Consider the following 22,475-nt stretch of genomic DNA (forward strand, 5'->3'; position numbering starts at 1 on the left):
GCCTGACGCTAACCCCTTTGCTGCCTGCAGGGCCCTTTACATCAATGAGGCATCGACATGACTATTATTGGAAACTTTATCGGTGGCAGCATCACGCACAGCGCCAGTAATGAAACCATTCCGGTTTACGATCCGGCAACCGGCAAAGTGGTGCGTGAGCTGACGCAAAGCACCGCTGCAGAAGTGGAGCAGGCGATTGCGGTAGCGCACGCTGCCTTTCCGGAATGGTCAAAAACCGCGCCGCTGCGTCGTGCGCGCGTCATGTTTAATTTCAAAGCGCTGATGGAAAAGCATCGTGAGGAGCTGGCAGAACTGATTGTTTCAGAGCATGGCAAGGTCTGGTCTGATGCGCTGGGTGAGCTGACGCGCGGTATTGAAGTGATTGAGTTTGCCTGCGGCATTCCGCACCTGCTGAAAGGTGAAAACTCACCGGGCGTAGGCACTGGCGTTGACAGCTATTCACTGATGCAGCCGGTGGGCGTGGTGGCAGGCATTACGCCATTTAATTTCCCGGCGATGGTGCCGCTCTGGATGTTCCCGATTGCGCTGGCGTGCGGTAATACCTTTATTCTCAAACCACCGGCCCTGGATCCATCCGCATCGGTACGCATGGCGGAGCTGCTGAAAGAGGCAGGCCTGCCGGATGGCGTATTCAATGTGGTGCACTCATCTAATGATGATGCAGAACAGCTGTATAAAGATCCGCGCATCGCGGCTGTCAGCTTTGTCGGCTCGTCCGGCGTGGCGGAGCACATCTATAAAACGGCCAGCGCGCACGGCAAACGCGTACAGGCGTTTGGCGCGGCGAAAAACCACGCTATCGTCATGCCGGATGCCGATCTGGATGCCACCGTGAATGCGATCATGGGCGGCGCGTTTGGCTCAGCAGGCGAGCGTTGCATGGCGCTGCCGGTGGTGGTTGCCGTCGGTGATGATACGGCAGATAAACTGATCGCCCGCCTGACGCCGCTGATCAAAGCGCTGCGCGTGGGGCCGGGTATGCAGCAGGGTGCAGAAGAGAATGAGATGGGACCGGTGGTCTCTGCCGCCCATCAGAAAAAAGTGCTGGGCTACATCGACAAAGGTGAGCAGGAGGGGGCGAAGCTGGTGGTCGATGGCCGCGCTATCCGGGTCGCGGGCCATGAAGAGGGCTACTATGTAGGCGGCACGCTGTTCGATAATGTTACGTCAGATATGGTGATCTGGCGTGAAGAGATCTTTGGTCCGGTGCTGAGCATTATGCGCGCCAGCGACTACAGCAGCGCACTGCAGCTGGTCAACAGCCATGAGTTTGGTAACGGCAGCGCCATCTTTACCAGCAACGGCCACACCGCGCGTGAGTTTATCCAGAATGTTGAGGCAGGCATGGTGGGCGTTAACGTTCCGGTCCCGGTTCCAATGGCATTCCACAGCTTTGGCGGCTGGAAACGCTCTGTATTTGGCGCGCTGAACGTGCACGGCCCGGATGGCGTACGCTTCTATACGCGGATGAAAACCGCCACCGTACGCTGGCCCAGCGGTCAGCAGACCGTATCGGAATTCAGTATGCCGACGCTGGGTTAAGGCGACGCACAGGAGGAAAGCATGTCCCTGATTTCAAAAGCACAGCAGCCTGACAGCAGCGGTCGTATTCAGCACGTCACGCCGCAGAGCGCGGGCTGGGAATATGTTGGCTTTGCGGCTTACCTGCTAAAACAGGGCGAGACGCTGACGCTGCAGAGCGGTGAGAACGAGCTCTGCCTGGTGCTGGTTGCCGGGCGGGCGTCGGTGAAAACCCGTCACGCTGCCTTTGCCGGCATTGGCAAACGCATGTCGCCGTTTGAGCGCATTCCCCCGTGGTCGGTCTATGTGCCGCATCACGATGAAGCGGAGATCACCGCAGAAACCGATCTTGAGCTGGCCGTATGCAGCGCGCCGGGGCATGGCGATCTGCCGGCCCGGCTCATCCCGCCGGAAGACGTAGGCATTGAGCATCGCGGCAAAGGGCATAACCAGCGTCTGGTGCATAATATTCTGCCGGATAACAAAGCGGCGGACAGTCTGCTGGTGGTCGAGGTCTATACCGATGAAGGGGCAACCAGCTCCTGGCCAAGCCATAAGCATGATGAGAAAGCGAGTCCGGATGAGACCTATCTGGAGGAGACTTACTATCATCGCTTTGACCCGGAACCCGGTTTTGCTATGCAGCGGGTTTATACCGACGATCGCTCACTCGATGTCTGTATGGCACCCGGCAATCGCGATGTTGTCATGGTGCCACGCGGTTATCACCCGGTCGCCACGCTGGCAGGGTATGACAACTACTATCTGAACGTGATGGCAGGGCCGGTGCGGCTGTGGAAATTTACCTGGGAGAAAGATCACGCCTGGGTAAATAGCGAAAACTACCCGCGCAGCCGCTGAGTTGCGGCATAAATGACAAGAGGGCAGCCAGCGGGCTGCCCTTTTTTATGGATGCGGTTATTCCTGCTCGCTGCTGTTATTCAGCGCCAGCGATACGGCCAGCGTCTGCGCCAGGCAGAGTGAGGCAACCTGAGAACGGAATCCATCGACCTGCGCTTCACGTACCACAAAGCAGACGTCGCTGAAGGCGGCCAGCGGGCTGACCTGACTGTCGGTGATGGCGATCTGATGTGCGCCGCGCCGGGCACCCAGCTCGACCAGCTCAACGGCTTCACGCGCATAAGGCGAGTAGCTGATAGCGATAACCACATCTTTGGGATTCACCATGCTCAGCTGCTCCGCAAACATGCCGCCGAGGCCATCAATCAGAAACGCACGGCGCTCAAGGTGACGCAGCGCGTAAACCAGATAGGAGGCCACGCTAAATGAACGGCGCAGGCCAATGATGTAGATATTCTCCGCCTCATTCAGCATCTGTACCGCTTTGTTGAGCTGCTCAGGGTTAATCTGCATCGCCAGCTGCTGCAGCGCCTGACTGTTCACCATGGTGAAGACGTTGAGGATCTCCATCGGGCTTTCCGGCGAGCTGGCACTGTCATCGGTTGCCGTCTGGCGAAACAGCCGGGCGCGCTCGGTATAGTTAACGGTCTCTTCCATCAGGTGCTGACGAAATACCTGTTTCATTTCATTAAAGCCGCTGAAGCCAAAGGCGTTAGCAAAACGGATCAGCGTGGAGGGCGGCACATCAGCCTGCTGCGCGATAGAGGCTACGGTATCAAAGGCAATACTATTGCTGTTATCAAGAATATAACGAGCCACCTGCTTCAGACGCTTGCTCAGCGTCTCATAGCGACGACGGATATCGTCCTGTAACAGGGTCAGCTGGGTTGGATTATTGGTCATGACTTCGGCCCGTTAACAAAGAAAAAATGGCTGGATAATGAGCGCTATAGTATCAGATGGATGGAAAATTTCATTCAATTGTCATCTGCAGCGCATCTATTTCATCGGATTATGCAATACCTCACAAAACCGCGCGGCGGCGGCACATTTTGCGCTAAAGGGATCGGGACCGGATAGAGAGAAGCGGAAAAACAGCGTGTGCAGAGGGTTTTCACCCTCTCCGCCAGGGGAGAGGGTGTGCTGAAACACTACCTGCCTGGCTTAACCGCGCGCTGCGCGCCAGTAGCCAATCAGGCGCAGATAGTTGCCTTTTACTGTCTCAATCAGCGTCTGGTCATCCAGCTCACCTTTCAGCCACTGACGTGACGGCTGACCAAAGATGGTGCGCCCGACGGCAAATCCTTTTACCCACTCCGCCTGCGCCGCAGCGGCAAAGCCCGCCTTGAGCTTATCTTCCGGCGCGTCCAGGCCAAGCAGCAGTATGCCGCGACAGTACGGATCCTGCTGCTCAATCAGTGCACCTATTGCCTGCCAGCTCTCTGCAGAAAGCGGCGGCAGTTTCCACCAGTCGGGCTGAATGCCCAGGCTGTAGAAATGGCTCAGCATCTCATGATAGTAAGACTCGTTATGATCGGGATTACTCTCCGGCAGGATCACTTCGACCAGCAGTTCATGACCGCTTTTGTTACAGCCGCGCCACACATCCAGCAGCAGGTCATCCTGCTCATTGCGCAGCTCCGCGCTGTCATGCGGATGGTAAAACACCAGACATTTCACCACATGCTCTGCCGGCCAGTCGATCAGCTGTGAGCCGATATTGCCATGCTCCAGCCGCAGCGGCCGCGATCCAGGCTGCTCAATCGGACGACCAATCCACCACTTTTTGCCGGTAATGGCGTTCAGCGCTTTCTGCCCGTAAGTGGTATCTGCCAGAATGCCGCTCTTTTCATTCAGGCCCGCTTCTGTCGCCGCCTCCTGCGCCGCCTGCAGCAGCAGGAGTTTTAACTGCGGAATGCGCTCTTCGCTGACGCCCGCTTCCTGCGCCATATCGGCCAGCTGTTTACGGTGGTCGAAGGCAAACACATTCAGCTCCGGCCACTGCTGCCGGCGCGTGGTGACACGGTGCAGGTGAGTAAGACGCGTATCGCGATCCGGTCGTTTAACCTCACGGTCGCGGCTGAGGAAATCATCCAGCTCCGCTTTGGTTGGCATTGCCGGTGCGCAGCCGTGCCGCGACACCACCAGCGCGCCACAGGCATTCGCGTAGCGACACGCCTGCTCCCAGCTCTCATCGTTCAGCCAGCCGCGCAGCAGACCGGACATAAATGCGTCGCCCGCGCCCAGTACATTCAGCACTTCAACCTGCACGCCGCTCTGCAGCCGGGTCTGCTCCCAGCTGTCCGGAATATCGCCCTCAAACACCACACAGCCCAGCGGGCCGCGTTTGCACACCAGTGTGGCCTGACTTGCCTGACGCACATTTTTCAGCGCCGTCAGCGTATCGGTGCTGCCGCCGGCAATGTGAAACTCCTCTTCGGTGCCAACAACAAGGTCAAAGTAGTGCAGGACTTCCTGCAGCTGGCGGGTCACCTGGCCCGATTCAATAAAGCGTGTTTCACCGTCGCCCAGTGAGGTCAGTCCCCACAACACCGGACGATAGTCGATATCCAGCGCAGTACGCAGCCCGTTGCGGCGGGCAATATCCAGCGCTTTCAGTACGGCGGCGCGGGTATCCGGATGGGAAAGGTGCGTGCCGGTAATGGCTACCGCGCGTGAGGACGTAATAAACGCCTCCTCTATATCATCCGGCACCAGTCCCATATCCGCGCAGTTATCGCGGTAGAAGATGAGCGGGAAGGTCTCTTCATCTTTAATACCCAGGATCACTAGTCCGGTCAGACGCGTTTTATCGGTGATCAGGCCGTCAGTATTACAGCCGACGCGCTGCAGCTCTTCACGTAAAAAACGACCATTGTGTTCATCGCCGACGCGCGCCAGCATCGCAGATTTCAGCCCCTGAATGGCCGTGCCGTAAGCAACATTGCCTGAGGAGCCACCCAGATACTTATTAAAGCTGGTCATATCTTCCAGGCGCGAACCAATTTGCTGGCCATAGAGATCAACGGCGATGCGTCCGATACAAATCACATCAAGCCGCTTCTGTTGTGTACTCATACCTATAGTTTCCTTCTGTGATAAGCAGGCACGAACGTCATCACCCGTGTCGGGTGCGCTGCTGTCGGGTTCTCAGATTGCCTGACTGGCTGGAAAACCAGTATGAGGAATGAATATTTCATAAACAACATAAAATGAAACATACATCTTTATTTTGTGAGCCAGGTAAAATTACCGTGCTGCACAGCAGCTCAGGGACAACACCATAAACAGGCCCGGTATTTCCGGGCTGTGAACCCGATCGCAGGAAATATCTGGCAAATAGCGGAAGCTCTCCGGGTGAAACAAAAGTTCACAGCGCTGCCCCTCTTTCTGTCTTCTGTTCCACTTTAGCCACGCAGAAACGGCTGCTCAGCCCCGTTACTCTGCTGAATTTGATCTCTATCGCAAAATGAAATGTTTCTTCTGTAATTGTATTTTATGGAAAAAATATTTGTTTATAATCGCCGCATGTTTCACTTATGCGCGGGGCAGCCAGACACTCTGCTCCGGGTCGCAAGGCTCCTCTGCGGAGGCCGGCAAGTAAAGGAAAAGAGATATGGGCACGATCAGACTGACGACGGCACAGGCGCTGGTGAAGTTTCTCGATAATCAGTATCTGAATGTCGATGGCGCAGAGAACAAGTTTGTGAAAGGTGTGTTCGCCATTTTCGGCCACGGTAACGTACTCGGTATGGGCCAGGCGCTGGAGCAGAATAGCGGCGATCTGATTGTGTATCAGGGGCGTAACGAGCAGGGTATGGCGCATGCCGCGACCGGGTTTGCTAAACAGTCGCTGCGCCGTCAAATCATCGCCTGTACCTCGTCAGTAGGCCCGGGCGCAGCCAACATGATTACGGCTGCGGCTACTGCCACGGCTAACCGTATTCCGCTGCTGCTGCTGCCTGGAGATGTATTCGCGACCCGCCAGCCCGATCCGGTGCTGCAGCAGATTGAGCAGAGCCATGATTTAAGCATCAGTACCAATGATGCTTTCCGTGCCGTCAGTAAGTACTGGGACCGCATCAGCCGGCCGGAGCAGCTGATGTCCGCCTGTATTAATGCCATGCGCGTGCTGACCGATCCCGCCGAAACCGGCGCAGTAACGCTCGCACTGCCGCAGGATGTGCAGGGTGAAGCCTGGGATTTTCCGGACTATTTCTTTCAGAAGCGGGTGCATCGGCTCGATCGCCGGCTGCCTTCTCCTGCGCAGCTGGAAGCAGCGCTGGCGCTGATTGCGCGCAAGCACAAGCCAATGATTGTGGTGGGCGGCGGCGTGAAATATTCCGGCGCGGGCGAGGCGCTGCTGAAGTTTGCTGAACGCTTTGCCATTCCGTTTGCGGAAACGCAGGCGGGCAAGGGCACCCTGATTTCCGATCATCCGCTGAACCTGGGGGGCGTGGGGGAAACCGGCTCTCTGGCTGCGAATCTGCTGGCGAAAGAGGCCGATCTGGTCATCGGTATCGGCACCCGCTACACCGACTTTACCACCGCCTCAAAATGGATTTTCCGTCATCTGGAGGTCAGCTTCCTTAACCTCAACGTCAGTAACTTCGACAGCTACAAGCTGGATGGCGTACAGCTGCTGGCCGATGCGCGTGAAGGTCTGACCGCGCTGGCGCAGCAGCTGCAGGGTTTTGAAAGCCACTGGGGCGATCAGATCGAAGAGGCGCAGCGTCAGCTGCAGCAGGAGACGCAGCGTGTTTATGCTGCCACCTGGAACAGCCATGATTTTGTGCCGGAAATTGCCGATCATATCGATCGCGACGCGCTGTTTGCTGAATTTCAGCGCCTCACTCAATCCGTGCTGACGCAGAGCAGCGTACTCGGGACCCTGAACGAGCAGCTGCCTGATGATGCTGTGATAGTTGCCGCAGCGGGCAGCCTGCCGGGCGATCTGCAGCGCGTATGGCGCACCCGCAGTTACAACGATTATCACGTGGAATATGGCTACTCCTGCATGGGCTACGAAGTCAACGCCGCACTGGGCGCCAAGCTGGCTCAGCCGCAGCGTGAGGTCTATGCCATGGTCGGTGATGGCTCTTTTATGATGCTGCACTCAGAGCTGGTGACGTCGATTCAGGAGGGCGCAAAGATCAACGTCATCCTGCTGGATAACATGACCAACGGCTGCATTAACAATCTGCAGATGGAACACGGTATGGACAGCTTTACGACCGAATTCCGCTTCCGCAATCCGGAAGGGGGCCGGCTGGATGGGGGCTTTGTGCCGGTAGACTTTGCGGCCATTGCCGCCGGGTACGGCTGCAAAACTTATCGTGTCACAACCCTTGAGCAGCTGCAGGCGGCGCTGACCGATGCACAGCAGCAAAGCGTGTCCACCCTGATCGATATCAAAGTGCTGCCAAAAACCATGGTGCACAAATATTTCAGCTGGTGGAACGTCGGCGTAGCGCAAACCTCTGAATCTGAACGTACGCAGCAGGTTGCTGACAAGCTGAATCAGCACATTCAGCAGGCACGTAAATATTAACGCTTCTGGCCGGCGCAGACCGGCCGTCTTATCTCTTATCTGACTCTACAGGTGTAATCATGACGCTCAAACTCGGGGTAATCGGGACCGGTGCAATTGGTCAGGAGCATATCCGCCGCTGTAATAATGTACTGCAGGGCGCAAAAGTGGTGGCGGTTTCCGACATCAATGTTGAGGGAGCGCGGGCGGCGCTGCAGCGGCTGAACATCAGCGCAGAGGTTTATCAGGATGGTCATGAGGTCATCGCCTCACCGGAAGTGGACGCCATTCTGGTGACCTCCTGGGATCCGACCCATGAAGAATTTACGCTGGCGGCCATCGCCGCCGGCAAGCCGGTGTTCTGCGAAAAGCCGCTGGCGATGAGTGCGGAAGGCTGCCGCCGTATTGTGGATGCGGAAATTCAGCACGGCAAACGGCTGGTGCAGGTAGGCTTTATGCGCCCCTATGATGCGGGCTATCGCGCCCTGAAAAAAGTCATTACCGCAGGTGAGATTGGCGAACCGCTGATGCTGCACTGCGCGCACCGCAATCAGAGCGTGGGTGAGAATTACACTACCGATATGGCGATCACCAACACGCTGATCCATGAGCTGGACGTGCTGCGCTGGCTGACTGAAGATGACTACAAATCAGTGCAGGTGGTCTTTCCGCGTACCACATCAAAATCGCATGCGCAGCTGAAGGATCCGCAGATTGTCCTGTTTGAAACGCAGAAAGGGATCCGCATCGATGTGGAGATCTTTGTGAACTGCGCCTATGGCTACGATATCCAGTGTGAAGTGGTGGGCGAAGAGGGGATTGCGCGCCTGCCGGAGCCGTCGGCGATCCAGACGCGTAAAAACGCATGCCTCGGCACGCCGCTGCTGACCGACTGGAAAGATCGCTTTATCGACGCCTATGACGTTGAGCTGCAGGCGTTTATCAACGACGTCAAAGCCGGTGAGCTTACCGGACCTTCTGCATGGGACGGCTTTGCTGCTTCCGTTGCGGCTGACGCCTGCCTGAAAGCGCAGAACAGCGGCGCGATTGAGCCGGTTGAAATGCCGCCGCGTCCGGCATTCTACAGCAACTAACCTGCTACCTATTTTGCGGCGGCACGGCTGTCCCGCCGCCCTGATTCCGGGATCTGAAGATGAACAAAGAGAATGTAAAGCTGGCGATAGCACCGATCGGCTGGACCAATGACGACATGCCCGATCTGGGCAAAGAGAACACTTTCCAGCAGACAGTCAGTGAAATGGCGCTGGCCGGGTTTACCGGCAGCGAAGTCGGCAGTAAATACCCGCGCGATCCGGCTATTCTGAAACCGATGCTTGATATCCGCGGCATTGAGATCTGCAACGCCTGGTTCAGCACCTTTTTTGCTAATGGCGATAAAGCCAAGACCATCGATGAGTTCGTCAATCATATGAACTTTCTGCACGCCATGGGCGCGCGCGTTATCGGCTGTTCAGAGCAGAGCAAAAGTATTCAGGGCACTACGCTGGCGGTGTTTGAGCAGAAACCGGTGTTCAGCGATGAAGAGTGGCGTCTGACGGCAGAAGGCTATAACGAACTGGCGCAGCTGGCTGCAGAAAAGGGCATGCGCGTGACGCTGCATCACCATATGGGCACCGGGATCCAGACGCCGGAAGAGATTGACCGCTTTATGGCGCTGACCCATGACAATGTAGGCCTGCTCTATGATACCGGCCATATTTACTACTCCGAAGGCTCACAGCAGGCGATGCTGGATGTACTGACCACGCATCTGCCGCGTATTTTCCACGTGCATCTGAAAGATGTCCGCGACGAAGTGGTGGCTGAAGTACGTGAGAACTCCCTGTCGTTTCTTGATGGCGTGAAGAAAGGCACCTTTACCGTGCCGGGAGATGGCGCGATCGATTTCGCGCCGGTGTTTAAAATTCTCGACGATGCGGGCTATAAAGGCTGGATGGTGGTAGAGGCGGAGCAGGATCCGGCTATTGCCAATCCGTTTGAGTATGCGGTAAAAGCGCGCGACTATATCCGGGAACACGCCGGACTCTGACAACGGCTGCTGTGCCCCTGCACCCCTGCGCCGCTGCCGCTCCCCGGAGCCGCCGCGGCGCTCGCTTATTGCCACGCCGTACCGCCGGCGTCTGCGCCCCCTGACTGAAACGCTTATCCGGCGACATAAAAAAACCCCGCAGCGTGTGCGGGGTCGGGAAAGCGAGGAACGGCGTTTATGATGCGAGCGAAAGCGCCGGCTTCTGGCTGTTGCGGGCCAGCCACTCGCTGATGCGCGCCTGCTGGGCCTTGTTCAGCCACATACCCTGCTTGGTACGACGCCAGATGGCATCATCCAGTTCGCGTACCCACTCATTTTTCACCAGGTAGCGCAGTTCAGCTTCATAAAACTCATGGCCAAAGTTCTCACCCAGATCGGTCAGGCTGGTGGCACCCTCAAGCAGCATTTCGGTGCGGCTGCCGTAGGTGCGGGCATAGTGCCGCGCCATGTTTTCACTGATAAACGGATAGCGGCGACGCAGGCTGGCAGCGTAGTCGTCACGCGTGCCGGAGAAGTCACCACCCGGCAGCACGGCGCTTTTCGTCCAGGCCGGACCGGCGTTCGGATAGTACTTCGCCAGTTTCTCCATTGCGTGCTCAGCCAGCTTGCGATAAGTGGTCAGCTTGCCGCCAAACACCGACAGCAGCGGCGCTTCACCGTTATCGTCACGCACGTCCAGCGTATAATCACGGGTGATCGCCTGCGGTGAATCTGACTCATCATCACACAGCGGGCGCACGCCGGAGTAGCTCCAGACGATATCGTCTGCGGTCAGCTGCTTTTTAAAGTGCGCGTTAAACACCTTCAGCAGATAGCGCGTCTCTTCCTCGTCAATCTTGACGTTTTTCGGATCGCCTTTGTACTCTACGTCAGTGGTACCGATGATAGAAAATTCATCCATCCACGGGATCACAAACACAATACGATTATCTTCGTTCTGCAGAATATACGCCTGCTTCTCGGTGTGCACACGCGGCACCACAATGTGGCTGCCTTTGATCAGGCGAATACCGTAGGGTGATTTCAGCTGCAGGCCGTCGTCAAACAGCTGTTTAACCCACGGACCGGCTGCGTTGACCAGGCCTTTAGCGCGCCAGGTCAGGATTTTGCCGGTATCGACCTCTTCTGCCTCAACCATCCACATGCCGCCTTCACGCCATGCGCGATTAACACGAGTACGGGTGCGCACTTCGCCACCTTTGCGCTCAACTTCCTGCGCATTCAGCACCACCATACGGGCATCATCCACCCAGCAGTCAGAATATTCGAAACCGCGCGTAATTTCCGGCTTCAGCGCTGACTCCGCGCCAAAACGCAGGCCTTTACTGCCTGGCAGCGTGGTGCGCTTGCCGAGACGGTCGTACATAAACAGGCCCATGCGGATCATCCACGCCGGGCGCAGATGCGGGCGGTGCGGCAGACGAAAGCGCATCGGGAAAGCGATATGCGGCGCCATTTTTAACAGCACTTCACGCTCTGCCAGCGCTTCGCCGACCAGGCGAAACTCGTAGTGCTCAAGATAGCGCAGGCCACCGTGAATCAGTTTTGAACTGGCGGAGGAGGTGGCACACGCCAGATCCCGCGCCTCCAGCATCAGCACAGACAGTCCGCGTCCTGCAGCGTCCACTGCAATGCCGGCTCCGTTGATGCCGCCGCCGATCACGATCAGGTCTTTGGTTTCCACGTCATCTCCTCCGATGTTCGGAATAGTTCTAAAATGTTCGTTTTCGAGCGTAATAATAATCGGAAACCAACATTTTCGCCAGTCTTTAACGCAATAAAAACATTCCTGCGTGATGCAGCTAACATTCCGGCAGGAAAAAAAACAGATAACCCTTTTCTTTATCAGGTTATGGCACCTGTTTCTCAGGGTAAACTAGGCGCAAACAGAACAGCGGAATGAGAGATAACGATGGAAACCTTCGAGTGTATTAATGTTCAGCAGGCAAACGCGCAGCTGGCGCAGGGCGCACAGTTAGTCGATATTCGCGACCCGCAAAGTTTCGCCATGGGACATGCTGCTGGCGCGCAGCATCTCTCTAATGACAACCTGGCAGACTTTATTGCGCAGGCCCGCCATGACCTGCCGGTACTGGTGATGTGTTATCACGGCAACAGCAGTAAAGGCGCAGCACAATTTCTGCTGGGGCAGGGTTTCAGCGAGGTATACAGCATTGATGGCGGTTTTGATGCCTGGCGTGCAGCGTTTCCTGCGCAGACCGCGACCGGCAGTCTCTGATCCGCCATTTTATCCTGAGGAGAGCACCGCATGATGCGTATTACTCAGTTCAGTCACGCCCGCACCGCGCAGGCGTTTGTGGATTATATGGCGACGCGCGGTGTGACGCTGCGCATAGAGCAGGAAAGTCACTCCGTGATCGTGCTGGATGATGAGAGCCAGCTGCAGATGGTCGAAAACGAACTTGCACAATTCGTTCGCGACCCCAATCACCCGCGCTATCAGGCGGCCAGCTGGCACAGCGGCACTACCCGCAGCGGGCTGCGCTATGAGCGCAGCAATATCTGGGCCGCTATCCGGGAGCGTGCCGGACCACTGACGCTTTCGGTTATGACGCTCTGCGTCGCCGTGTTTATTCTGATGCAGATAGCAGGCGATGATGTCGCGCTGGCATGGCTGGGGTGGCCGGCTGACGCCTCGCAATATTTTCAGGTGTGGCGCTGGTTCAGCCATGCGCTGCTGCACTTTTCGCTGCTTCATATCCTGTTTAACCTGATGTGGTGGTGGTATCTGGGCGGGGCGGTAGAGAAACGACTCGGCAGCGGTAAGCTGTTTGTTATTATGCTGATTTCTGCGCTGCTTAGCGGCTGGATGCAGGCCAAATTCAGCGGCGTGCTCTTTGGTGGTCTCTCAGGTGTGGTGTATGCGCTGATGGGCTATTGCTGGCTGCGCGGCGAGCGCGATCCCGAAAGCGGTATTTATCTGGAGCGCGGACTGATTGGTTTCGCTATTGTATGGCTGGTGATTGGCTGGTATGGCGCGTTTGGTCTGGCAATTGCCAACGCCGCGCACGTGACCGGCCTGCTGGTCGGGCTGGCCATGGCTTTTATGGATACCCGCCGCGTCGTCCGTCATCAGAGATAAAAAGAACACGGCTGCAAGCCGAGGAGAGAGATGTGAAGCAGACGCAACGTCATGACGCCATTATTGATCTGGTCCGGCGTCAGGGGTATGTCAGTACGGAAGAGCTGGTTGAGCATTTTGCGGTCAGTCCGCAAACCATCCGCCGCGATTTAAACGATCTGGCCGATCAGAACAAAATTCAGCGCCATCACGGCGGCGCGGCACTCCCCTCCAGTTCGGAAAACACCGCCTGGCAGGATCGCAAAATGATGTGGTCAGCAGAAAAAGCCCGCATTGCCGCGCGCGTGGCCAGCCAGATCCCCGATGGCGCAACGCTGTTTATTGATATCGGCACCACCCCGGAAGCGGTAGCTCATGCGCTGCTGAACCATAACGATCTGCGCATTGTCACTAATAATCTGAACGTTGCCATTCTGCTGATGGGCAAGCCCGATTTCCGGGTGATCATTGCCGGCGGAGAAGTGCGCACGCGTGATGGCGGGATTATGGGCGAAGCCACGCTCGACTTTATTTCTCAGTTCCGCCTCGACTACGGCATTCTCGGTATCAGCGGTATCGATATGGACGGCTCGCTGCTGGAGTTTGACTATCATGAAGTGCGCACCAAACGGGCCATCATCGACAATTCGCGCTGCGTAATGCTGGTTGTGGATCACTCAAAGTTCGGGCGTAACGCCATGGTCAATCTGGGCAACATGGGACTGATTGATTATATGTATACAGATCAGAAGCCTCCTGCCAGCGTGCTTAAAGTGATCGAGCAGCACGAGGTCCATCTCGAACTCTGCTGATCCTGTGCCGGGCTGTGTGCCCGGCCAGCTATTTTTATCCTCTCCGTCCTGATCCGGTCGCTTTTTTCACCAGGCGCGACTTTACTTATCCTTTTGAGCAGTAGCCGCTAGCCCGGACGCGAAAGGAGCGTTGATGTCTCTCAGTAAACTGGATAAGGCCGCAGAAGCGGCGGGAATTGCTTTGCGTTTTGTGAATGCCAGAGGGGAACAGGAAACCATCAGCGATGAGACTAAAGAGGCGCTGCTGACGGTGATGGAAGCGCCTGCCGGCAAAACGCCGCCGGTGCCGCCGGTGCAGGTCTTTGTGGCACGCGCACGACGTGAACTCACGGTGAATGGCAAAGGAGAATTTACCTGGCAGCTGACCACCGAGCAGGGTAAAAGCCACAGCGGCACGGTACAGGGCGGTGAGAGGCTGACGCTGCCGCCGCGTCTGGCGCAGGGCTACCATCAGCTCAGCCTGCGTAAGGGACGTCAGCAGTGGCAGTCGCGCCTGATTATCGCGCCGCGTCGCTGCTATCTGCCTGAGCCGCTGGCACAGGGAGAAAAGCGCTGGGGGGCGCTGGTGCAGCTCTATACGCTGCGCTCAGAGCAGAACTGGGGTATCGGCGACTTTGGCGATTTAAAGCGCATGCTGGAACAGGTGGCGGCGCACGGTGGCGATTTTATCGGCCTTAACCCGCTGCATGCGCTCTATCCGGCGCAGCCTGAACTTGCCAGTCCCTACAGTCCGGCATCGCGCCGCTGGCTGAATATTCTCTATATTGACGTCAGCCAGGTGGCAGGGTTTCAGCAGAGCGCAGCGGCGCAGCGCTGGTGGAAAAGTGCCAAAACCCGTAAGGCGCTGGAGAATGCGCGTGCGGCAGAGGCGGTTGACTATGCGGCGGTAGCGGCACTCAAGCTGGAGGCGCTGCGTCTCGCCTGGCAGCAGTATCAGCCGCAGGCAGCGGATGACACGGCGTTCCAGGCATTTCTGACGGCGGGCGGCGAGCCTTTACGTTACCAGGCGGCGTTTGACGGCATTCTGGCTGAGCGCAGCGGGCAGGATCGGCAGGCGTGGGGCTGGGAAACGTGGCCGGAGGGCTGGCGCAATGCCGCACAGCCTGAAGTACAGACGTGGTGCGCACAGCATGAAGAAGAAATTGGCTTCTGGAGCTGGCTGCAGTGGCTGGCGCATCAGCAGTTCAGCGACTGCTGGCTGCGCAGTCAGGAGCTGGGTATGGCGGTGGGTCTCTACCGCGATCTGGCGGTGGGTGTGGCTGAACATAGTGCAGAAACCTGGCAGGATCCGCAGCTCTATAAACTTGGCGCCTCGGTCGGTGCGCCGCCCGATCCGCTGGGACCGCTGGGACAGAACTGGGGGCTGCCGCCGCTCGATCCGCACGTGCTGCGCGCACGTGGTTATCAGCCGTTTATCGACCTGCTGCGCGCAAATATGCGCGACTGTGGCGCGCTGCGCATCGACCATGTGATGTCTCTGCTGCGGCTGTGGTGGATCCCGCACGGGGAAAACGCGGATAAAGGTGCCTATGTCTCCTATCCGGTAGACGATCTGCTGGCGATTCTGGCGCTGGAGAGTCAGCGGCTGCGCTGCATGGTGATTGGTGAAGATCTCGGCACCGTGCCGCAGGAAATTGTCAGACTGCTACGTGACAGCGGCGTTTTTTCCTGGAAAGTACTGTTCTTTGAGCAGGAAAAAGAGGGGCGCTATCGCCTGCCCGACAGCTATCCGCAGCAATCTATCGCCAGTGCCAGCACCCACGATCTGCCTACGCTGAGCGGCTTCTGGCAGGCAGACGATCTGGCGCTGGGTGAGAAGCTGGGGATGTATAAAGGCAGCACGCTGCAGTCGCTACAGGCGCAGCGCGTTAAGCAGAAGCAGGCGCTGCTGGATGCGCTGCATCAGGCTGGCGCAATGCCGGCACGCAGTGTAAAGCAGGCGCTGACGCCGGCGTTTAATCAGGCTATCCATCGTTTTCTGGCGCTCACCGGCAGCGCGCTGCTGGGCCTGCAGCCGGAAGACTGGATGGGCATGACGACACCGGTTAACGTACCGGGCACAACAGATGAGTATCCTAACTGGCGACGCAAATGGAGCTTTACGCTGGAAGAGGCGTTTGCGGATAACAACGTGAAGAAGCTGCTGAAAACGGTAAGCGAGGCGCGCAAAGCGTAGCGAAAATGCGGCAGCACAGCGTGCTGCCGCATGAAACCATCAATAGTAGGAGTGTTCGCCGCGCTGATGTTCAGTGAGATCGCGGACACCTTTCAGTTCCGGGAAGGCCGCCAGCAGCTCTTTCTCAATGCCATCTTTGAGCGTGACATCAATCATCGAGCAACCGTTACAGCCGCCGCCAAACTGCAGAACGGCGATGCCATCATCAGTGATCTCCATCAGCGAAACACGGCCGCCGTGACTGGCCAGCTGCGGATTGATTTGTGCCTGCAGCAGATACTCTACCCGCTCTGCCATCGGTGCATCGTCAGAGACTTTACGCATTTTCGCGTTTGGCGCTTTCAGGGTCAGCTGGGAGCCGAGATTATCCGTAACGAAGTCAATCTCTGCATCTTCAAGATAGGGCGCGCTCAGCTCGTCCACATAGGCGGAGAGTTTATCGAACTTCAGTTCGGTATCCGTGGCTTCTACCGCGTCAGGCGGGCAGTAGGAGACGCCGCACTCGGCGGTTGGCGTACCCGGGTTGATAACGAATACGCGGATCTGGGTGCCATCTTCCTGTTTTGACAGCAGTTTTGCGAAATGCTCTTGCGCAGTATCAGTAATACGGATCATGGCGATTGCTCAATAGTTGACTAAATTACCTGGTTATAATACGCCCAACACCGACGCTCTACAAGGTACGGCACAGGCAGCCAATATGGATGCTGGCAGCGCCCTGAGCCTGCAGCAGGCGGCTGATTTCCGCTACGGTGCTGCCGGTGGTGACCACATCATCAATCAGCAGGATATGGCGATTCTGCACCGGCATTTCAAGGCGGAATGCGCTGCGCAGATTATGACGGCGCGCGCGGGCATCAAGCTGATGCTGGACGCTGCTCCGCCGTATCCGGCTGACACCTTCACGATATTCACAGCGCAGCCAGCGTGCCAGCGGCTGCGCGAGCAGCGCAGACTGATTAAAGCCACGCTGCCAGGCGCGCTGGTGATGCAGCGGCACGCTCAGCACCAAATCGAACGCGGGATCGGGTTCACTCCGGCGCTTTGTTAACAATTTTAACAAAAGCAGCCGCGCCAGCATCACCCTGAGTGCTATCGCGCGGGAAAATTTCAGCTGCTGTACCCAGTGACTCAGGGGCGGAATGTAATCGCTGACGCAGGTTAAGCTGTGCCACGGCGGCGGCTGATTCAGGCAGCGTCCGCAGCGCTGCGGTGTGGTGCCAGGCAGGCCGCAGCAGGGGCAGAGCGCGGGCAGAGCGGGCAGCTGATGCAGACAAAGACTGCACAGACCGTGATGGGCAATCTGCAGCGGAAGATGGCATAGCCAGCAGCGGGCCGGGGTTGATAGCATAGCGACCTCTTTTTCTCTTTTCGGGAGTGTAACCGATGAGTTCGCTTTACTGGCACACCACGGGCACGGGCGATCGCGATCTTGTGCTGCTGCACGGCTGGGGACTGAACGCCGAAGTGTGGCAACACATTGTTCCGCGACTCAGCCCTCATTTTCGCCTGCATCTGGTGGATCTGCCCGGGTTTGGCCGCAGCGCCGCGGCTGGTCCGCTGACGCTGATGCAGATGGCGCAACACCTGCTGCCGCAGCTGCCTGATCGCGCCACGCTGCTGGGCTGGTCACTGGGCGGGCTGGTGGCCAGCCAGCTGGCGCTGCTGCAGCCCGCGCGTGTGGCTGCGTTAATCAGCGTGGCCTCCTCACCCTGCTTCACTGCACAGGCGAGCTGGCCGGGTATTAAACCCGACACGCTGACCGGCTTTCAGCAGCAGCTCAGTGACGATTTCCGGCGTACCGTTGAGCGCTTTCTGGCATTGCAGACTATGGGGACAGAAAACGCCCGTCAGGATGCGCGTCAGCTGAAAGAGGTGGTGCTGTCGCAGCCGATGCCGTCAGTGGCGGCGCTGCAGGGCGGTCTGGAGATTTTGCGGCAGAGTGATTTACGTCAGGCGCTGGACCACCTTAGCGTGCCGTTTCTGCGACTGTATGGTGCACTGGATGGGCTGGTCCCGCGCCGTATTGCCGGTGAGCTGGATACGCGCTGGCCCGGCTCCCCGTCGGTGATAATGGAGAAGGCGGCGCACGCACCGTTTATTTCACACCCTGAGGCGTTCTGCGGGCACGTGACGCAGTTTATCCGCGCAGCCACATAAACTGCCATGCGGCCAGCGTCACCGGCGCGCCGCCGTCCACTTTTTGGCCGCTGACCAGATCCTGATAATGGCGCGCCTGGGGCAGCGTGGTGGTCATTTCACGGCTGCTCAGGTTGAACAGACACAGCAGCCCCTCCTCATCTGGCGCATGGCGGCGAAACAGCAGGAGTGCATTGTCGCTCTCCAGCAGCGTCATGGCATTATCAGGATGAAACGCGGGCTGACGGGTGCGCAGCTGGATCAGCGCACTCAGCCGTTCAAACACCTGCTGACGCAGCCAGTCGCCACCGCTGATCCACTGCTCCATTTCGCGCAGGCTATATTTTTCGCGATTGATGGCGCGGTTGTGGCCGGCAGCGCGCACCCCTTCGTTATCGTTACGCGAGCCGAGGATGCTCTGAATATAAATGGCGGGCACGCCCGGAAACGCCAGCAGAATGGCGTGCGCCAGCAGGAAACGGCGCAGGCGCGTCTCATCATCATCGGTCTGGTGGTTAAGCGCATCGAGATAGGTAACGTTGATTTCATAAGGGCTGGTGGTGCCGTCAGGATTATTTTTATACGACACCAGCGCCCCCTCCAGCGCCAGTTCACGCACCAGCGCAACAATTTCAGGCTCTGACAGAATGCCGCGCGCCGGATTCAGGCCAATACCGTCGTGCGAGGCGAGAAAGTTAAAAAAGGTGGTGCTGCCGCTGCCAGGCGTCAGCGAGGCGGCCCACTGACGCAGCGCGCGCGCTGAACCGGCATGGATCGCCTGCAGCACCAGCGGTGGCAGAGAAAACTGATACACCATCTGCGCCTCGTCGTCACCGCGGCCAAAGTAGCTGATGTTATCCTGATGCGGCACATTGGTTTCTGTGATGATCACCGTACCCGGTGCGACGACATCGGCGACGGCCCGGAATAGTTTCACCAGCAAATGGGTTTTGTGCAGGTGAATGCAGCGCGTGCCTGGTGTTTTCCACATATAGCCAACCGCATCCAGCCGCACATAGTCCGCACCTTTTTTCAGGTAGTCGAGCAGTACCCCGATCATGCGGATCAGCACATCCGGGCTGGCGAAGTTAAGGTCGATTTGGTCGGCGCTGAAGGTGGTCCAGATATAGCGCGTGGTACCATCGGCCAGGGTAAAAGGCGTGAGCAGCGGCGAAGTACGCGGGCGGGTTACGGCGCTGAGATCGGTGGCTGGCGGCATGCTGATAAAAAAATCATCCCAGCCCGGATCCTGCGCCAGATAGTGGCGAAACCAGGCGCTGTGCGCCGAGATATGATTACAGACAAAATCGAACATCAGCCGCGTCTGGCTGTGCAGCGCCGCAATCTGCTGCCAGTCACCGCAGATCGGATTGACGTTATGGTAGTCGATAACCGAAAAGCCATCATCGGACGAATAGGGGAAAAAGGGCAGCAGGTGCACCAGGTTAAAGGCCGATTGCAGGTGCTGCTGATAAAAGCGCGTAAAACTGGCGAGGGTGGGCTGTTCCGGCTCACGAAACTGATCGGCGTAAGTGATGAGCACCACATCTTTCTCATCCCAGTGCGCTTTGCGCGGCAGCTTTACGCTGTCACGTGCGGCGCGAATATGTGACAGCAGGCGCTCGCGCGCCATGGCGGGCAGGCGTCCTTCATAGATCTCATCGAGCAGGGCGTTGATTTTATCCATCAGATTGTCAGGCCACGCGGAAGGTCAGTGGATCACACAGATTTTTTCAGCGTAGCCTGACAGGGCGATTTCGCAACCCGTTACCTGCAGCCCCGGGCCGGCTGCAGGCAGATCAGGGGGCTGAAATCAGCGCTTTTTACCAAAAGCCGCAGCCAGCGCATCGCCCATTGCGCTGTTGCCCGCCGCCGCAGGCTTACCGCGTGCTTTGGCCGGATTCGCTGCACGCGCCGGTTCTCTGGCAGCCGGACGGCTACCGCTGCGCGCGTTGCTCTCACCCGGCTGCTCATCCAGACGCATCGTGAGCGCGATACGTTTACGCTGCAGATCCACTTCCATGACTTTGACCTTCACGATATCACCCGCTTTCACCACCTGATGCGGATCTTCCACGAAGCGATCGGAGAGGGAAGAGATATGCACCAGTCCGTCCTGATGCACGCCGATATCCACGAAAGCACCGAAATTCGTCACGTTGGTGACGGCACCTTCCAGAATCATGCCGGGCAGCAGATCGTTCATGGTTTCCACGCCTTCGGCAAACTGCGCGGTTTTGAATTCAGGACGCGGATCGCGGCCTGGCTTTTCCAGCTCTTTGATGATGTCGGTTACGGTTGGCAGACCAAAGCGTTCATCGGTAAAGTCGCGCGCGTTAAGATCGCGCAGGCTGCCGGGATTCCCCATTAGCGCATCCAGCGCCTGCTCAGTGGCAGACAGAATGCGCTCCACCAGCGGATACGCTTCCGGATGCACCGTAGAGGCATCCAGCGGATTATCACCGTGATTGATCCGCAGAAAGCCGGCGCACTGTTCAAACGCTTTTGGCCCGAGACGGCTCACTTTCAGCAGCTGCTGACGATTCTGAAAACGCCCGTTTTCATCGCGCCAGCTGACAATATTTTGCGCCATCATGCGCGTCAGGCCCGCCACGCGCGTGAGCAGCGCGACCGAGGCGGTGTTGAGATCGACGCCGACGGCGTTGACGCAATCTTCAACCACCGCATCCAGTTTTTTCGCCAGCTGGCTCTGACTGACATCATGCTGATACTGGCCGACACCAATTGATTTAGGGTCGATTTTCACCAGCTCGGCCAGCGGATCCTGCAGGCGGCGGGCAATAGAGACTGCACCGCGCAGCGAGACGTCGAGGTCGGGAAATTCCAGAGCTGCCAGCTCGGAGGCGGAGTAAACAGAGGCGCCCGCTTCACTGACAATCACTTTTTGCGCGCTGACCTGCGGGAACTGTTTCTGCACATCGAGGAAAAAGCGCTCGGTTTCACGCGAGGCGGTTCCGTTACCAATCGCCACCAGCTCAACCTGATGTTTTATGCAGAGTGCTGCAACGGCAGCAGCAGCTTTCGCCGCCTGACCGGTGTGCGGATAGACCGTATCGGTGGCCACCAGCTTGCCGGTCGCATCGACTACGGCAACCTTCACACCGGTGCGCAGGCCAGGGTCAAGCCCCATTGTCGCGCGCATCCCGGCCGGAGCGGCCATCAGCAGATCGTGCAGATTGCGGGCAAAGACGTTGATCGCTTCATCTTCAGCGCGTTCGCGGATAGTTCCCATCAGTTCAGTTTCGAGATGCAGCAGCACCTTGATGCGCCATGTCCAGCTCACCACCGCTTTGCGCCAGCTGTCAGCCGGCGCATTGTTCAGGCGCAGACCCAGGTGATCGGCAATCAGCGTTTCGCCATAGCTTTCACGTGGTGCCTCTTCACTCTGCGGATCGGCATTCAGCGACAGCTGCAGTACACCTTCGTTGCGGCCGCGAAACATCGCCAGAGCGCGGTGCGAAGGCACGCTGCTCAGCGCCTCGTGATGATCAAAGTAATCGCGGAATTTAGCGCCCGCATCTTCTTTGCCTTCAATGACGCGTGCCGTCAGGTGGGCATTTTTCCACAAATAGTCGCGCACTTTAGCCAGCAGCGCAGCGTCCTCGGCAAACCGCTCCATCAGGATATAGCGTGCACCATCAAGCGCTGCGCGCGTATCCGCCACGCCTTTATCCGCATCCACAAAGCCTGCCGCAACCGCTTCCGGCTGCTGCGAGGGATCGTTCCACAATGACTCAGCCAGCGGTTCCAGGCCCGCTTCAATGGCGATCTGCCCGCGCGTACGGCGCTTCTGCTTATAGGGCAGATAGAGATCTTCCAGCTCGGTTTTACTCAGCGTGCTGTTGATAGCCTGCGCCAGTTCCGGCGAGAGTTTGCCCTGATCGTCAATCGACTTCAGAATTGACTGGCGGCGATCGTCCAGCTCGCGCAGATAGCTCAGGCGGCTCTCCAGCGCGCGTAGCTGGGTATCATCCAGCCCGCCGGTGACTTCCTTACGGTAACGTGCAATAAAGGGGACGGTATTCCCTTCATCCAGCAGGCGTACGGCGGCATCGACCTGTTCGGCGCGTGCCTGCAGCTCACCTGCGATAATCTGGCTCAGCGAATCTTTCATCATCAGTAACGATCTTGCTTATCCGGGGTTAAAAACAGGGGACAGTTATACGGACTGAGGGCGTAAATTGCCAGCCGGCAGGGCGGCAATCCATCTTTTTCTGAATGGCGCCCGCATCTTGCTGCCTGCGGCAGCGTCGCTTATTGTA

The 22,475-nt window shown here is 57.8% G+C and carries 17 protein-coding genes; 10 read left to right on the forward strand and 7 right to left on the reverse strand.

Annotated features, from left to right (window positions below; translation table 11 throughout):
- Window positions 1-57: 57 nt before the first annotated feature.
- Window positions 58-1,563: a CoA-acylating methylmalonate-semialdehyde dehydrogenase gene (locus BBA90_RS07200; protein ID WP_065648541.1), complete on the forward strand. Its 1,506-nt coding sequence runs from the start codon at window positions 58-60 to the stop codon at window positions 1,561-1,563.
- Between the two features lie 21 nt (window positions 1,564-1,584).
- Window positions 1,585-2,403, forward strand: coding sequence for a 5-deoxy-glucuronate isomerase (iolB, locus tag BBA90_RS07205; RefSeq protein WP_065648542.1), 819 nt, complete (start codon window positions 1,585-1,587; stop codon window positions 2,401-2,403).
- Between the two features lie 57 nt (window positions 2,404-2,460).
- On the opposite strand, the gene BBA90_RS07210 is transcribed toward iolB, so the two are convergent.
- Both BBA90_RS07210 and BBA90_RS07215 read right to left on the reverse strand, forming a co-directional pair.
- Window positions 2,461-3,306, reverse strand: a complete 846-nt coding sequence (locus BBA90_RS07210) for a MurR/RpiR family transcriptional regulator (protein ID WP_065648543.1) — start codon at window positions 3,304-3,306, stop codon at window positions 2,461-2,463.
- 261 nt (window positions 3,307-3,567) lie between these two features.
- Entirely contained in the window at window positions 3,568-5,481 is a 1,914-nt protein-coding gene (locus tag BBA90_RS07215) for a bifunctional 5-dehydro-2-deoxygluconokinase/5-dehydro-2-deoxyphosphogluconate aldolase (protein ID WP_065648544.1), read from the reverse strand.
- A gap of 538 nt (window positions 5,482-6,019) precedes the next feature.
- On the opposite strand from BBA90_RS07215, the gene iolD reads away from it, so the two are divergent.
- From iolD to iolE, 3 genes are read left to right on the forward strand one after another with little or no spacing between them, the layout of a single operon-like run.
- Window positions 6,020-7,954: a 3D-(3,5/4)-trihydroxycyclohexane-1,2-dione acylhydrolase (decyclizing) gene (gene iolD, locus BBA90_RS07220; RefSeq protein WP_065648545.1), complete on the forward strand. Its 1,935-nt coding sequence runs from the start codon at window positions 6,020-6,022 to the stop codon at window positions 7,952-7,954.
- Between the two features lie 59 nt (window positions 7,955-8,013).
- Window positions 8,014-9,027, forward strand: a complete 1,014-nt coding sequence (locus BBA90_RS07225) for a Gfo/Idh/MocA family protein (RefSeq protein WP_065648546.1) — start codon at window positions 8,014-8,016, stop codon at window positions 9,025-9,027.
- Between the two features lie 59 nt (window positions 9,028-9,086).
- Complete coding sequence (iolE, locus tag BBA90_RS07230) at window positions 9,087-9,983, forward strand: myo-inosose-2 dehydratase (RefSeq protein WP_065648547.1); 897 nt, start codon at window positions 9,087-9,089, stop codon at window positions 9,981-9,983.
- A gap of 175 nt (window positions 9,984-10,158) precedes the next feature.
- On the opposite strand, the gene glpD is transcribed toward iolE, so the two are convergent.
- Window positions 10,159-11,667 (reverse strand): glycerol-3-phosphate dehydrogenase, encoded by a 1,509-nt coding sequence (gene glpD, locus BBA90_RS07235; RefSeq protein WP_065648548.1) that lies wholly within the window; start codon window positions 11,665-11,667, stop codon window positions 10,159-10,161.
- Window positions 11,668-11,895: 228 nt separating this feature from the next.
- Here glpD and glpE point away from each other — a divergent pair, with 228 nt between their 5' ends.
- From glpE to malQ, 4 genes are all read left to right on the forward strand, one after another.
- Window positions 11,896-12,222, forward strand: a complete 327-nt coding sequence (glpE, locus tag BBA90_RS07240) for a thiosulfate sulfurtransferase GlpE (protein WP_065648549.1) — start codon at window positions 11,896-11,898, stop codon at window positions 12,220-12,222.
- 33 nt (window positions 12,223-12,255) lie between these two features.
- On the forward strand, window positions 12,256-13,086 hold the full coding sequence (glpG, locus tag BBA90_RS07245; RefSeq protein ID WP_065650422.1) for a rhomboid family intramembrane serine protease GlpG: 831 nt from the start codon (window positions 12,256-12,258) through the stop codon (window positions 13,084-13,086).
- 32 nt (window positions 13,087-13,118) lie between these two features.
- Window positions 13,119-13,877 (forward strand): DeoR/GlpR family transcriptional regulator, encoded by a 759-nt coding sequence (locus BBA90_RS07250; protein WP_065648550.1) that lies wholly within the window; start codon window positions 13,119-13,121, stop codon window positions 13,875-13,877.
- 133 nt (window positions 13,878-14,010) lie between these two features.
- A complete protein-coding gene (gene malQ, locus BBA90_RS07255) occupies window positions 14,011-16,053 on the forward strand; it encodes a 4-alpha-glucanotransferase (RefSeq protein ID WP_065648551.1) in 2,043 nt (680 codons plus the stop codon).
- 39 nt (window positions 16,054-16,092) lie between these two features.
- On the opposite strand, the gene nfuA is transcribed toward malQ, so the two are convergent.
- Both nfuA and gntX read right to left on the reverse strand, forming a co-directional pair.
- Window positions 16,093-16,668, reverse strand: a complete 576-nt coding sequence (gene nfuA, locus BBA90_RS07260; protein WP_039380973.1) for a Fe-S biogenesis protein NfuA — start codon at window positions 16,666-16,668, stop codon at window positions 16,093-16,095.
- Between the two features lie 58 nt (window positions 16,669-16,726).
- Complete coding sequence (gntX, locus tag BBA90_RS07265; protein WP_065648552.1) at window positions 16,727-17,404, reverse strand: DNA utilization protein GntX; 678 nt, start codon at window positions 17,402-17,404, stop codon at window positions 16,727-16,729.
- Between the two features lie 35 nt (window positions 17,405-17,439).
- Here gntX and bioH point away from each other — a divergent pair, with 35 nt between their 5' ends.
- Window positions 17,440-18,213: a pimeloyl-ACP methyl ester esterase BioH gene (gene bioH, locus BBA90_RS07270; RefSeq protein ID WP_065648553.1), complete on the forward strand. Its 774-nt coding sequence runs from the start codon at window positions 17,440-17,442 to the stop codon at window positions 18,211-18,213.
- Here bioH and BBA90_RS07275 read toward each other — a convergent pair.
- Together BBA90_RS07275 and BBA90_RS07280 are read right to left on the reverse strand one after the other, a co-directional pair.
- Window positions 18,194-19,879: an alpha-amylase family glycosyl hydrolase gene (locus tag BBA90_RS07275; RefSeq protein WP_065648554.1), complete on the reverse strand. Its 1,686-nt coding sequence runs from the start codon at window positions 19,877-19,879 to the stop codon at window positions 18,194-18,196. The genes bioH and BBA90_RS07275 overlap by 20 nt on opposite strands.
- Window positions 19,880-20,005: 126 nt before the next feature.
- Window positions 20,006-22,327 carry a Tex family protein gene (locus BBA90_RS07280; RefSeq protein ID WP_412159317.1) on the reverse strand — a complete coding sequence of 774 codons (2,322 nt, stop codon included), beginning with the start codon at window positions 22,325-22,327 and terminating at the stop codon, window positions 20,006-20,008.
- Window positions 22,328-22,475 lie beyond the last annotated feature (148 nt).

This window comes from Pantoea eucrina, from assembly GCF_001691555.1.
Lineage (GTDB): Bacteria > Pseudomonadota > Gammaproteobacteria > Enterobacterales > Enterobacteriaceae > Pantoea > Pantoea borealis.